This is a genomic window from Streptomyces sp. NPDC051664 (genome assembly GCF_044453545.1).
Taxonomy (GTDB): Bacteria; Actinomycetota; Actinomycetes; order Streptomycetales; family Streptomycetaceae; genus Streptomyces.
This window is the reverse complement of sequence record NZ_JBITCU010000015.1, coordinates 145,279-158,873: the sequence shown is the minus strand read 5'-3', so window position 1 is coordinate 158,873 and position 13,595 is coordinate 145,279. Positions and strand designations below refer to the sequence as shown.

Annotated in this window: 9 protein-coding genes; 6 read left to right on the top strand and 3 right to left on the bottom strand. The window is 70.6% G+C overall.

Going from position 1 to position 13,595, the window contains the following annotated elements:
- Nucleotides 1-49 precede the first annotated feature (49 nt).
- The 3 genes from ACIA8E_RS26190 to ACIA8E_RS26180 form a co-directional block, all read right to left on the bottom strand.
- Complete coding sequence (locus ACIA8E_RS26190; protein WP_399301750.1) at nucleotides 50-1,693, bottom strand: PucR family transcriptional regulator; 1,644 nt, start codon at nucleotides 1,691-1,693, stop codon at nucleotides 50-52.
- Nucleotides 1,694-1,788: 95 nt separating this feature from the next.
- Complete coding sequence (locus ACIA8E_RS26185; RefSeq protein WP_399301749.1) at nucleotides 1,789-3,198, bottom strand: FAD-binding oxidoreductase; 1,410 nt, start codon at nucleotides 3,196-3,198, stop codon at nucleotides 1,789-1,791.
- A gap of 116 nt (nucleotides 3,199-3,314) precedes the next feature.
- Nucleotides 3,315-5,117: a glycoside hydrolase family 15 protein gene (locus ACIA8E_RS26180; protein ID WP_399301748.1), complete on the bottom strand. Its 1,803-nt coding sequence runs from the start codon at nucleotides 5,115-5,117 to the stop codon at nucleotides 3,315-3,317.
- A 408-nt stretch (nucleotides 5,118-5,525) separates the two neighbouring features.
- Here ACIA8E_RS26180 and ACIA8E_RS26175 point away from each other — a divergent pair, with 408 nt between their 5' ends.
- From ACIA8E_RS26175 to ACIA8E_RS26150, 6 genes are all read left to right on the top strand, one after another.
- Nucleotides 5,526-7,199, top strand: coding sequence for a CTP synthase (locus tag ACIA8E_RS26175; RefSeq protein ID WP_399301747.1), 1,674 nt, complete (start codon nucleotides 5,526-5,528; stop codon nucleotides 7,197-7,199).
- Between the two features lie 89 nt (nucleotides 7,200-7,288).
- Complete coding sequence (locus ACIA8E_RS26170; RefSeq protein WP_399301746.1) at nucleotides 7,289-7,915, top strand: NUDIX domain-containing protein; 627 nt, start codon at nucleotides 7,289-7,291, stop codon at nucleotides 7,913-7,915.
- 191 nt (nucleotides 7,916-8,106) lie between these two features.
- The gene (locus ACIA8E_RS26165) at nucleotides 8,107-10,170 is read left to right on the top strand and encodes a tetratricopeptide repeat protein (protein ID WP_399301745.1); all 2,064 of its coding nucleotides are present in this window, start codon (nucleotides 8,107-8,109) and stop codon (nucleotides 10,168-10,170) included.
- A 144-nt stretch (nucleotides 10,171-10,314) separates the two neighbouring features.
- Nucleotides 10,315-11,430 carry an alanine dehydrogenase gene (gene ald / locus ACIA8E_RS26160; protein WP_399301765.1) on the top strand — a complete coding sequence of 372 codons (1,116 nt, stop codon included), beginning with the start codon at nucleotides 10,315-10,317 and terminating at the stop codon, nucleotides 11,428-11,430.
- Nucleotides 11,431-11,799: 369 nt separating this feature from the next.
- Nucleotides 11,800-12,918 (top strand): ParA family protein, encoded by a 1,119-nt coding sequence (locus ACIA8E_RS26155; RefSeq protein ID WP_393307302.1) that lies wholly within the window; start codon nucleotides 11,800-11,802, stop codon nucleotides 12,916-12,918.
- Complete coding sequence (locus ACIA8E_RS26150; RefSeq protein WP_399301764.1) at nucleotides 12,915-13,505, top strand: hypothetical protein; 591 nt, start codon at nucleotides 12,915-12,917, stop codon at nucleotides 13,503-13,505. Before ACIA8E_RS26155 ends, ACIA8E_RS26150 begins: the two co-directional genes overlap by 4 nt.
- The last annotated feature ends 90 nt before the right edge of the window (nucleotides 13,506-13,595 follow it).

The following is a 13,595-nucleotide window of genomic DNA, read 5'->3' as shown; positions in this document are numbered from 1 at the left end:
TCGACCGCCGGACGGGCCCGAATTCGGCGACCCGGTCGACGTCCCGTTCTCAATTGCCGGACGGGCCCGATGTGGCATGGCGGCGGGCTCTCAGGGCCAGACTCAGGGCCAGGACCGTCTGGGGATCGTCCAGGTCCGTGCCGAGCAGCTCGCCGATGCGGGCCAGGCGGTTGTAGAGCGTCTGGCGGTTCAGATGCAGGTCGCGTGCCGTCTCCGCCTTGCGGCCCGCGTGGGCGAGATACGATTCCAGGGTGGGCAGCAGCGGGGGGCGCGACGTGCGGTCGTGGTCGCGCAGCGGGCCGATCGCCCGGTCCACGAACGCCGCCAGGTCCGGGTGGTTCCGCAGCCGCCACAGCAGCAGGTCGATGTCGAGCCGCCGGGCGTCGTACCAAGGCCGGTCATCGAGACCCTGCGCGGCGGTCGCCGTCTCCGCGGCGTGTCGCAGGCCCGCTCCGGCCGACGCCCAGCCGCCCGCGACCCCGACCACCACGACCGGTGGATGTGAGCCGGCCCGTTCCAGACCGGCCCGTTCGACGCCCGCCCGCAGCGCCGCCGCCACCCGGTCGGCCACCGCCGTGCGCTCCGTCTCGGACCGGAGCCCGACCAGCAGCGGAACCCGGCCCTCCACGGGCCGTACGCCGAGCAGTACCGGCACCCCCACCGATGACAGCTCCTCCAGGACCGCGCGCGCCAGCAGCGCCCAGTTGCCCGACGGGGACAGCTCGGGGGCCAGCCGCATCACCACGGGCAGCAACGGCGCCTCGCCAGGCCTGAAGCCCAGGACGCGCGCCTGCGCGGGCGCGTCCTCCGGCGTGATCCGGCCCTCCGCGAGGTCCGTCAGGAAGTCGCCGCGGCCGCGGGCGGCGAGCTCCTCCTCCTGACGGGCCTGCATCAGCACCACGGCGAGAATGCCCGCCGCCCGCTCGGCCGCCATCCGGTGCACGGTCACCAGCGGCCCGGACACGGCGAGCAGGACCAGCCTGGCCCGTACCGCATCGGACCCCGGACCGCCGCCCGGCACATCCACCAGCACCGCGCCCGTGGGCGGTGTCTCGCGGGCCGCCCGTCCGCCGCGCATCCCGTCCCAGACCTGGAGCGGATCGGCGGAGACCGGGCCGGAGCCGGGGCCCGCCGCGTACAGCAGCTGACCGTCCGCCGTCTCCAGGAAGACCGGGTTGGCGGTGAAGTCCGCCAGGATGCCGAGCACCTGCGGGATCCCGCCGCCTCCGAGCAGCGCCTCCGTACACCGCCGGTGCACGTCCTCGGCCTGCCGCAGCAGTGCGTAGTGACCGTTGACGATCTCGGTGTGGATCTCCTCGGTGACCGTCACGAACGGCACCTCGCGGTGCAGCTGTACGAGCGGCAGACCGGCGGTCCGCGCGGCGTCCACGATCGAGGCGGGCAGCCTGCTGAACCGCGGCCCGAGCTCCACCACCACGGCGGCGATGCCCCGGTCGGCGAGCCTGCGCACGAAGGCGCGCTGCTCGGCGGGCCGGGTGCCGAGCCCCAGGCCGGTGGTGAGCAGCAGTTCACCGCCTTTGAGCAGCGAGGCGATGTTCGGGACCTCGCCCGCGTGCACCCAGCGCACCGTGCGGCCCAGCCGGTCCGCGCCCGCCACCACCTCGGGGAGTCCGCTGCGCAGCCCCGGCAGCTCAAGGGCGCGCTGCACGGTGATGCCGCCTTGGTTCTCCACTGGTTCGGGCCTCGTGCTTCCGTTCGCGTGGGGTGGGCTGTCGCCCTGACCAGGAAGGTACCGGCCGGATGACCGGAGGGCGTCGTCGGGGGAGTTCATCGGGCGACGGAGGCGGGCTCGACGTTGTGGTTGAGGCGGAACACATTGTCGGGGTCGTACGTGGCCTTGACCGCGGCGAGACGGGCGTGGTTCTCGGCGCCGAGTCCGGCGACGACCCGGTCCTCGCCCTCGCGCCCGATGAAGTTGAGGTAGACGGCGCCGCTGGACCAGGGGCGGACATCGGCGCGCAACCGGCGCACCCACTGCTTGCCGCGCTCGTCGTCGGACGGGCTCTCCCAGACGCCGAAGGGATGCACCGCCCAGGGGGCGGCGCGCCACGGCAGCGGGTAGTCGGCGGGGCCCCGGGCCACCGCGCCGCCCATCGGGAAGAGGACGTGCTGCGAGTTGGACGGGACCGGCATGTCGGGGGCGCGTGCGCAGAACAGGTCCACCGCCTCGTCGGGGAGACTGTCGAGATGCTCGGCGGACCAGTAGTTCCGCAGTCCTGGCGGATTGTCGAGCATGCACTGAAGCTCCGCGTAAGGAATGTCGGAGACCACCTCCGCCTCGTGGCCGATGGCGAGGGCCGGCCGGGCCACGTCGACGGCCTCGCCCGGAAGGCCCGTCCAGGTGACCAGGACCGCGCAGATGAGCGTGGAGACCAGGTGTTTCGGTACGAAGTCCTCCGGCGGCGCGGTGAAGTAGAGGAAGGCGCCGCCCGCCCCGTCCGGCGCGGAGGCCATCAAGTCCCGGTATGCGCGCATGACTTCGGGCCCGTCCTCGGGGCGGTACAGCAGCATCACGTAGGACATGACGGGCAGCTCGTACAGATTCAGTGTGAGGGAGGTGACGACGCCGAAGTTTCCGCCGCCGCCGTGCAGGGCCCAGAAGAGCTCGGGATTCTCGTCGAGGCTCGCGTGGACGGTGCTGCCGTCCGCCGTCACCAGTTCGGCGGCCAGCAGGTTGTCGCAGGCCAGTCCGAAGCTGCGCTCCAGCCAGCCGGAGCCGCCGCCGAGCACGAAGCCGCCCACGCCGGTGGTGGAGACCCGGCCACCGGTGGTCGCCAGGCCGTACGCCTGGGTGGCCCGGTCCAGATCCCTGATGAGGGCCCCACCGCCGATACGTGCCGCCTGGTCGGCCGGAGCGACGGTCACGCCGTTCAGGCGGCGCAGGTCGACCACCAGGCCGCCGTCGGTGGACGACATGCCCGCGACGCTGTGGCCGCCGCCACGGACCGCGATCTCCAGACCGTGCTCGCGTGCAAAGCGCACGGACCGTGCCACGTCGGTCTCCGACGCGCACTGGGCGACCACCGCGGGCCGCCGGTCGATCATGCTGTTGAAGACCGTGCGCGCCTCGTCGTATGCGGAGTCACCGGGGGCGAAGACCTCACCGGTGAAGTCCCGGCGCAGACCGTCCAGGGCACTGCCCGTCGCACTGCTGATGCCGGTGGTGCGGGGCGTCATGATGCCCCCTTCCGAGGGCGTGACAGGTCAGTTCCATCCTAAGGGCTGTCCCTCAGGCCGGGCCTCGCCCGGCCCGCACCGGCCGTCGGACACGGTCCTGCCACGCCATCCGTCGGTCAGCCGACGTACGCCCCGCTCGCGGTCAGCCGCAGCGCCGTGTCGATCAGAGGGACGTGGCTGAACGCCTGCGGGAAGTTTCCCACCTGACGCTGCAGCCGCGAATCCCACTCCTCCGCAAGCAGCCCCAGATCGTTGCGCAGCGACAGCAGCCGCTCGAAGAGCTGGCGCGCCTCGTCGACCCGGCCGATCATCGCCAGGTCGTCCGCCAGCCAGAACGAGCACGCCAGGAACGCGCCCTCGTCGCCCTCCAGGCCGTCGACGCCTGCGGCCTCGCCCGAGGTGGGGTAGCGCAGCACGAACCCGTCCTCCGTGGACAGCTCCCGCTGGATCGCCTCGATCGTGCCGATCACCCGCTTGTCGTCCGGCGGCAGGAATCCCATCTGCGGGATCAGCAGCAGTGACGCGTCCAGCTCCTTCGACCCGTAGGACTGGGTGAAGGTGTTCCGTTCCTTGTCGTAGCCGTTCTCGCAGACATCGCGGTGGATGTCGTCGCGCAGCTCGCGCCACCGCTCCAACGGCCCATCGGTGTCCCCGGACTCGATCAGCTTGATGGTGCGGTCGACAGCGACCCAGGCCATCACCTTGGAGTGGACGAAGTGGCGGCGTGGCCCGCGCACCTCCCAGATGCCCTCGTCCGGCTCGTCCCAGTGGTTCTCCAGATACTCGATCAGCTTGAGCTGAAGCCCCATCGCGTAGTCGTTGCGGGTCAGGCCCGTCATGTGTGCGAGATGCAGCGCCTCGACGACCTCGCCGTACACATCGAGCTGCAGCTGGTTCGCCGCGCCGTTGCCGACCCGGACCGGGCCGGAGTTCTCGTAACCGGGCAGCCAGTCCAGTTCGGCCTCGCCCAGTTCGCGCTCGCCCGCGATGCCGTACATGATCTGCAGGTTCTCCGGGTCGCCCGCGACCGCCCGCAGCAGCCACTCACGCCAGGCGCGGGCCTCCTCGCGGTAGCCGGTGCGCAGCAGGGAGGAGAGGGTGATCGCGGCGTCGCGCAGCCAGGTGTAGCGGTAGTCCCAGTTGCGCGAGCCGCCGATGTCCTCCGGAAGCGAGGTGGTCGGCGCGGCGACGATGCCGCCGGTCGGGGCATACGTCAGGGCCTTCAGCGTGATCAGGGAGCGCACCACCGCCTCCCGGTAGGGGCCGTGGTACGTGCACTGCTCGACCCACTCGCGCCAGAAGTCCTCGGTCGCCTCCAGCGCGCCCTCGGGGTCCGGCAGCGCGGGCGGCTCCCGGTGCGAGGGCTGCCAGCTGAGGGTGAACTCGATCCGGTCGCCCGGTGCGACGGTGAAGTCGGAGTACGTCGTCAGGTTCTCGCCGAACGTGTCGGCGGGCGTGTCAAGCCAGACGGAGTCCGGGCCGGCCACCGCGACGGTACGGCCGTCGACCCGGTGCACCCACGGGATCACCCGCCCGTAGCTGAACCGCATCCGCAGCTCGGAACGCATCGACACCCGGCCGCTGATCCCTTCCACGATCCGGATCAGCTGTGGTGCGCTGTCACGTGGGGGCATGAAATCGGTCACCCGGACCGTGCCGCGCGGCGTGTCCCACTCCGATTCCAGGATCAGGGAGTCGCCGCGATAGCGCCGCCGGTCCGCGGAGGGTGGTTCGGACCCGGCCGCGTGCGCGGGGCCCAGGCGCCAGAAGCCGTGCTCCTCGGTACCCAGCAGTCCCGCGAAGACGGCATGCGAGTCGAAGCGGGGCAGGCACAGCCAGTCCGCCGTTCCGTCCCGGCAGACCAGTGCGGCGGTCTGCATGTCTCCGATGAGTGCGTAATCCTCGATGCGCCCGGCCACGTGCATCTCCAGTCGAACGGCCACGTCGCCCCGTGGGGCGCTTACTGCGGGTAAAAAGGTCGTTTCAAGGGGTTGTTGTGGGGAGCCGAGGGCTCGTACGGGTCGCCCGGCTGCGAGTGTCCGAGCAGGATACGACGCACGTCCATGATCCGCGCGACGGTCCAGGTAACACATCTGAGCCGAACGGGTGGGGACCGAACACGGTGTGGTGATCTTGCGAGGCTGGTGCGCCGGGTGTGGCCGGAAGCAGGCTCCCCCAGTCGCTGATACCCTGGTAGCCCGTGGACCGGTGGTCGTCAGCAACAGCGGACGAGGCCCCCGAACCGCAGCGACGGCACCTTCGGAGTCTCCGAATGGCAACGCCGGTACGCACCTCAAGATCCGCGACCACGGGAGCCCCCTTTGGCTATGCAGCCCACATCCACGACGACCAAGCACATCTTCGTCACCGGGGGTGTCGCCTCTTCCCTCGGCAAGGGTCTGACTGCCTCCAGCCTGGGTGCCCTGCTCAAGGCGCGGGGCCTTCGGGTCACGATGCAGAAGCTCGACCCGTACCTCAATGTCGACCCTGGCACGATGAACCCGTTCCAGCACGGCGAGGTGTTCGTCACCAACGACGGCGCCGAGACCGACCTGGACATCGGCCACTACGAGCGTTTCCTCGACGTCGACCTCGACGGTTCCGCCAACGTCACGACCGGTCAGGTGTACTCGCAGGTCATCGCCAAGGAGCGGCGCGGCGAGTACCTCGGTGACACCGTCCAGGTCATCCCGCACATCACCAACGAGATCAAGCACCGCATCCGCCGCATGGCCACCGACGACGTCGATGTCGTCATCACCGAGGTCGGCGGCACGGTCGGCGACATCGAGTCGCTGCCGTTCCTGGAGACCGTCCGCCAGGTCCGCCACGAGGTCGGCCGGGACAACGTCTTCGTCGTGCACATCTCGCTGCTGCCGTACATCGGCCCGTCCGGCGAGCTGAAGACCAAGCCCACCCAGCACTCGGTCGCGGCGCTGCGGAACATCGGTATTCAGCCGGACGCGATCGTGCTGCGCGCCGACCGTGACGTACCGACCGCCATCAAGCGCAAGATCTCGCTGATGTGTGACGTGGACGAGGCCGCCGTGGTGGCCTGTGTGGACGCCAAGTCGATCTACGACATCCCGAAGGTGCTGCACACCGAGGGCCTGGACGCGTACGTCGTGCGCAAGCTCGACCTGCCGTTCCGCGACGTCGACTGGACCACCTGGGACGACCTGCTGGACCGCGTCCACAACCCCGACCACGAGATCACCGTCGCGCTCGTCGGCAAGTACATCGACCTGCCCGACGCGTATCTCTCGGTCACCGAGGCCATCCGGGCCGGCGGCTTCGCGAACAAGGCTCGCGTCAAGGTCAAGTGGGTCGCCTCCGACGACTGCAAGACCCCGGCCGGCGCCGCCGGGCAGCTCTCCGACGTCGACGCGATCTGCGTTCCCGGCGGGTTCGGCGACCGCGGTGTCAACGGCAAGATCGGCGCCATCCAGTACGCCCGCGAGAACAAGGTGCCGCTGCTCGGCCTCTGTCTCGGCCTGCAGTGCATCGTGATCGAGGCGGCGCGCAACCTCGCCGAGATCCCCGACGCCAACTCCACAGAGTTCGACGCCGCCACCTCCCACCCGGTCATCTCGACGATGGAGGAGCAGCTCGCGTACGTCGAGGGCGCCGGCGACCTGGGCGGCACCATGCGGCTCGGCCTGTACCCGGCGAAGCTCGCCGAGGGTTCGCTGGTCCGTGAGGCGTACGACGACCAGCCGTACGTGGAGGAGCGTCACCGCCACCGCTACGAGGTCAACAACGCCTACCGCGCCGAGCTGGAGAAGAAGGCCGGTCTGGTCTTCTCCGGCACGTCCCCGGACAACAAGCTCGTCGAGTACGTCGAGTACCCGCGCGAGGTCCACCCCTACCTGGTCGCCACCCAGGCGCACCCGGAACTCCGGTCCCGGCCGACCCGTCCGCACCCGCTTTTCGCGGGCCTGGTCAAGGCGGCTGTCGAGCGCAGGACCGCCGGCAAGCAGGGCACCACGTCGGGCAAGTAGTCCGACGGCAGGCAGGCGTTACCGTTGACCGGGGTACGGATCCACTGAGGGTCCGTGCCCCGGTTTCTGTTTTTTGTGGGAGGACGTAGATGGGTATCCAGGACACGCCCGACGAGTGGCCGGTCACCGCGACCGAGACCCCCTTCACGGGCAACAAGACCAGCGTCCGCACCGACGACGTGGTGATGCCCGATGGCTCCGTCGTGCGCCGCGACTACCAGGTCCACCCGGGATCGGTCGCCGTGCTCGCGCTCGACGACGCGGGCCGGGTCCTCGTGCTGCGGCAGTACCGGCACCCCGTGCGGCACAAGCTCTGGGAGATCCCGGCAGGTCTGCTCGACATTCCCGGTGAGAACCCGCTGCACGCGGCGCAGCGTGAGCTCTACGAGGAGGCGTACGTCAAGGCCGAGGACTGGCGGGTGCTGACCGACGTCTACACCACGCCCGGTGGCTGCGACGAAGCGGTACGGATCTTCCTCGCCCGGAATCTCTCCGAGGCCGACGGCGAGCGCTTCGAGGTCTCCGAGGAGGAGGCCGACATGGAGCTGGCCCGGGTGGAGCTCAAGGAGCTCGTGCGGGGGGTGCTCGCCGGGGAGCTGCACAACAACTGCCTCGTGGTGGGCGTCCTTTCCCTTGCGGCGGTGCTCGGCGGCGACGGGATCGACTCGTTGCGACCGGCGGAGGCGCCGTGGCCGGCCAGGCCGTTCGAGGTCTGAGGTCCCGCAGGTCCGGCGGTTCGTCGGTCTGTTGCGGCGAACAAGGGTCCTTTGATCGGACAAAATGCTGATCCGATCGGGGGACCTCCCCGCCGCGCTCCACCGTGTTCGCGTACCCGCCTGAACTACGCTCGGAATGCCCTGGCCGGAGTCCCGGCGGGCAACGCGTGCAGCGAAGTGGAGCGTGGCCCGTGACGGATCAGGCGGTGGACACCAGCGGCCCGGCATCGGCGGCGGGGACCGAGGGGCCGTCCGGCACCGCACCGCGCCAATTCTTCGGCCGCGAACGCGAGTTGAAGGAACTGAAGGCCGACATCGAACGGGCCGGACTGGACACCCTGGCCGGTCGCAAAGCGGCCCGCGCCAGGGTCCTGCTGATTGCCGGACGCCCCGGCTCCGGGCGCACCGCACTCGCCGAGGAACTCACCCGCGCACTGCTGGACACCGGCGACTACCCTGACGGGCTGCTCCGGGTCGGGCTCACCGACCTCGGCGGCGCCCCCGTCCCCACCGAACGCACCGCCCGGGACCTCCTCGACCAGCTGGAGGTCGCCGGGCCGCCCGGCGCGGACGGGGACGAACTGTCCCAGTTGGTCCGCGCGGCTCTCGCCGACCGGCACGTCCTGCTGCTGCTCGACGACGCGGCCGACGCCGAACAGGTCGACCCGCTGCTGCCGGACAACCCCGGCTGCCTGGTGGTCGCCACCGCCCAGGGTCCGCTCACCGGCATCCCCGGCGTCCGCCCGTGCACCATCGGCGGCCTCGACAAGGGCTCCGCCGTCCAGCTGCTGGCCGGTGCCATCGGCCAGGTCAGGATCACGGTGGACCCGCTGACCGCCGAGAGCCTCGCCGAGGAGTGCGGTGGACAGCCTGCCGCCCTGATCATGATCGGCGGCTGGCTCGCCGCACACCCGATGGCATCGGTCGCCGATGTCACGAAGCAGCTGCGCGAGCTGCCGGACGACGCCGAGCAGTCCACCGGCGTCCGCCCGCTGGCCCGCGCCTTCCGGCTGGTCTACGAGTCCCTGCCACAGACCGCCGGCCGGATACTGCGACTGCTCGCGCTCGCACCCGCGGGGCTCGCCGACGCCCACACCGCGTCCGCGCTGGCCGGCTGCTCGGTCTCGGCCGCCCAGTCGACGCTCGACGACTTCGTCCGGCTGGGCCTGCTGCGTACCGACGGCGCGGAGCTGCCGCAGTACGAGGTGCCCGGGTGCCTCGCCCCGCTGCTGCAGGCCCTGCTCGCCGACCGGGACCGGCCGGCCGAGATCCAGCTCGCCAGGGCCCGGTTGCTGGAGCGGACCGTACGCCAGCTCCAGTCCTGCCGGGCGATCACCGACCCGGAGGGTTCCGAGGCCCGCCGGAAGCTCGCGGGACTGCCGCGCTCGCTGCGCTTTCCGCACCCCGAAGCGGCCGCCGCCTGGCTGCGGATCCGCCGCCAGGCCCTGCTCGCCTCCGCCCGGATCGCCGTGGAGGACGGTGAACTGGACACCCTGGCACGGAGGTTGGTGGCCGCGCTGGTGCGGGCGCTGGCCGTGCACCAGGGCACCGAGGCCGCGGCATCCGATCTGTACGGACTGCACGGACTGGTCCTGGCCGTCGCCGAGCGGCGCGAGCTGCCCCGTGAGCGGGCCGCCGCACTGCTCAATCTCGCGGATCTGGACGCCAGGACCGGCCGCACGCGGGAGGCGCTGACCCGCTATCGGGCGGCCCTGGACGCCGGACGGGCGGCAAAGGACCCCTACGCGACGGGCAGGGCGATGGAATCCGTAGGCGGTGCCTACGCGGAGATGGGGGACTTCCACCGGGCCTCCGACTGGTACGGCCGGGCGCTCGCGCAGCGGCTCACCCACGGCGAGCTCGCCGACGAGGCGCGGCTGTACGGACGGCTCGGCTCCGTCCACACCTACGCCGGGCAGTACGGCGAGGCGCTGCGGAACTGGCGGGCCGCGGCGGCCGTGTACCGCAGGCTCGGCGACCTGGTCGCCCAGGCGCGGGCGCTCAGCGAGGCCGCGCGGGTGCAGGAGTACGCGGGAAGGCCGCAGGAGTCGCTGCGCACCTGTCAGGAGGCCGTGGGGTGGGCACGGCAGGCCAAGGACGTACGGCTGCAGGCCGCGCTGGAGCTCCGGCTGGCCGACACACTCGACCGGCTCGGCGACCCGGCTGCGGCCGGGTTGCACCGCGGTACCGCGCAGAGACTGCTGGGCGAGGATGAGTCAGCCTGCGAAATCCGTAGTGCGTCGACTGAAAGTTAATGCTTTGTAAGGCTAGACAGCGAGAAGCCCTTCATTAAACTGGCTCTGCCGCGTACGTTCGCGGTGTCTCCATTTACACTGTGTGTATCCGGGTATGCGCCTCTATGCCCGGAGTAACCCTCTGAGTCAAGGACCGTGATCGACGTGAAGGTCGGCATCCCCCGCGAAGTCAAGAACAACGAGTTCCGCGTGGCCATCACGCCCGCCGGTGTGCATGAGCTCGTCCGCAACGGCCACCAGGTCGTCGTCGAGCAGAACGCCGGTGCCGGGTCCTCGATCACGGACGAGGAGTACATCGCAGCGGGGGCGCGGATCCTCCCCACCGCCGACGAGGTCTGGGCCACCGCCGACCTGCTCCTGAAGGTCAAGGAGCCGGTCGCCGAGGAGTATCACCGCCTCCGCAAGGACCAGACGCTCTTCACCTACCTGCACCTCGCCGCCTCCCGCGAGTGCACGGACGCGTTGCTGGAGTCAGGCACCACGGCGATCGCGTACGAGACCGTCGAGACCGCCAACCGCGCGCTGCCGCTGCTCGCCCCGATGTCCGAGGTCGCGGGCCGGCTGGCCCCGCAGGTCGGTGCGTACCACCTGATGCGCTCGGTCGGCGGCCGCGGCGTGCTGCCGGGCGGCGTCCCGGGTACCGCGCCCGCCGAGGCCGTCGTCATCGGTGGCGGCGTCTCCGGCTGGAACGCCACGCAGATCGCCGTCGGTCTCGGTTTCCACGTCACGCTGCTCGACCGGGACATCAACAAGCTGCGCGAGGCCGACAAGGTCTTCGGCACCAAGGTGAAGACGATCGTCTCCAACGCCTTCGAGCTGGAGAGGGCGGTCATCGAGGCCGACCTCGTCGTCGGTGCCGTGCTGATCCCCGGCGCGAAGGCTCCGAAGCTGGTCACCAACGAGCTCGTCGCCAAGATGAAGCCCGGAAGTGTACTTGTCGACATTGCAATCGACCAGGGTGGCTGCTTCGAGGACTCCCACCCGACGACGCACGCCGAGCCGACCTTCATGGTCCACAACTCGGTCTTCTACTGCGTCGCCAACATGCCGGGCGCGGTGCCGAACACCTCCACGTACGCGCTCACCAACGCCACGCTGCCGTACATCCTGGAGCTCGCCAACCGCGGCTGGGTCGAGGCGCTTCGCCGCGACGCCGCGCTCGCCAAGGGCCTCAACACCCATGAGGGCCAGGTCGTTTACCGCGAGGTGGCGGAGGCGCACGGTCTGGAGCACGTCGAGCTGAGCACGCTTCTCGGCTGACGGGTCAACACCTTTCGTCAACCTCACGCGTCCGGCCGGACCTTGCCGAGCAAGGTCCGGCCGGACGCGTGTCGGGCCACTGTGAGAGCCTTGCGCAACTTGCCTTGAACGTAACCCTTTACCCGTTTCGCACACCGGTGGAATGTGCGCCGGAGTGACTGTGCACCCTTGACAGGGGGGTGTTCGATTGCCGACACATCGGGCCGGGTCCGGCGGATTGTGTTGCTGCGAACCGGTGACACGCCATAGAGTCGCCAATCGTCGGCATGGTGTCACGCTGACCTATCGATAAGTTTCCTGGTCACGTCCAAGGAGGTAAGACGACTTGTGAATGAGTCGACATTTACTCCCGGGGGTGTTCAACCAGGGATGCCTGCACGGGGCCAGAGCCCGATCGGGCTGGAGGCTGTCGGCTCCGTCGCTGTCCGCACCTTCGCCACCCACCAGCACATGACGACAGCCCCCCAGATGATGGACGGCCTAAACGTGAACGCCATGGCCGGCAACGAGAGTGGCCGAGAGACCGCCCACTTCGCCGACTTCGACGAGGTGCCCCAGGGGCACTTCTACGACCCCGACGCCGAGTACGAGCCCGATCCGGAGTACGCGGCCACCCTCGCGCCCGACGCTGCCCGTCAGCGCCGCGAGCGGATCGGCCCGACCGGCCGGCCCCTGCCCTACTTCCCGATCCCGGGCCCGCTGACCGATCACGGTCCCGCGAAGATCATCGCGATGTGCAACCAGAAGGGCGGCGTCGGCAAGACCACGTCGACCATCAACCTCGGTGCCGCGCTCGCGGAGTACGGACGCCGTGTCCTGCTCGTCGACTTCGACCCGCAGGGAGCCCTGTCCGTCGGCCTGGGCGTCAACCCGATGGAGCTCGACCTCACGGTCTACAACCTGCTCATGGAGCGGGGCATGTCGGCCGACGAGGTTCTCCTGAAGACCGCAGTGCCCAACATGGACCTGCTGCCGAGCAACATCGACCTGTCGGCCGCCGAGGTGCAGCTGGTCAGTGAGGTGGCCCGGGAGTCCACGCTGCAGCGCGCCCTGAAGCCGCTGATGGCCGACTACGACTACATCGTGATCGACTGTCAGCCCTCGCTGGGCCTGCTCACGGTGAACGCCCTGACGGCCGCTCACAAGGTGATAGTGCCGCTCGAGTGCGAGTTCTTCGCACTCCGTGGTGTGGCACTGCTCACCGAGACCATCGAGAAGGTCCAGGAGCGGCTCAACCCCGATCTGGAGCTCGACGGCATTCTCGCCACCATGTACGACTCCCGTACGGTGCACAGCCGCGAGGTCCTCGCGCGGGTCGTCGAGGCCTTCGACGAGCACGTCTACCACACGGTGATCGGGCGCACGGTGCGCTTCCCGGAGACCACGGTCGCCGGCGAGCCCATCACCACGTACGCCTCCAACTCGGTCGGTGCAGCCGCCTATCGCCAGCTCGCCAGGGAGGTGCTCGCCCGGTGTCACGCCGAGTGAGTCTGCCGGGGGCCGACGAACTGTTCCGTACCACCGGGGGGATGGGGCTGCAGTCCTCGTCCCCCGCGGACCGGCGGCGCAAGGCGAACGGCGAGGCGCGGGTTCCGGCTCCGGCCGGTGAGAGCGATTCCGCGGCGGACGGATCCGGGGCGGCCGAGGCCGGTGGATCCGGGACCCTGACGTCCGGGGAGGAACATTCGGCGGCGGACGCCGACGCGGGGGACTCCCGCAGCCGGGGCGGGGAGGGCGACCGGGCGGCGGCCGCTCAGGCGGGCCGTCGGCCCCAGCCCTCGTCCGGGACGCAGCAGGAGGCGGCTCCGGCCGTCCAGCAGCAGCGCAGGCGCGGAGGCGGGCGCGGGGCGAACCGGCGGCCGAGCGGCCGCGAACGCCACGACGAGAAGATCACCGTCTATGTCTCGGCCGAGGAACTGATAGACCTCGAACACGCGCGGCTGGTCCTGCGCGGCGAGCACGGGCTCGCCGTCGACCGTGGGCGGATCGTCCGCGAGGCGGTCGCCGTGGTCCTCGCCGACCTGGAGTCGCGGGGCGACGCGAGCATCCTCGTGCGGCGGCTGCGCGGCCGCTGACCGGTACGGCGGGCCGGTAGCCTGCCCGAGGGGGGCCGCCGCCGAGCGGCCCGGCCGTCTCCGTGCAGCCCACCGCCCGCCCGTATCCCC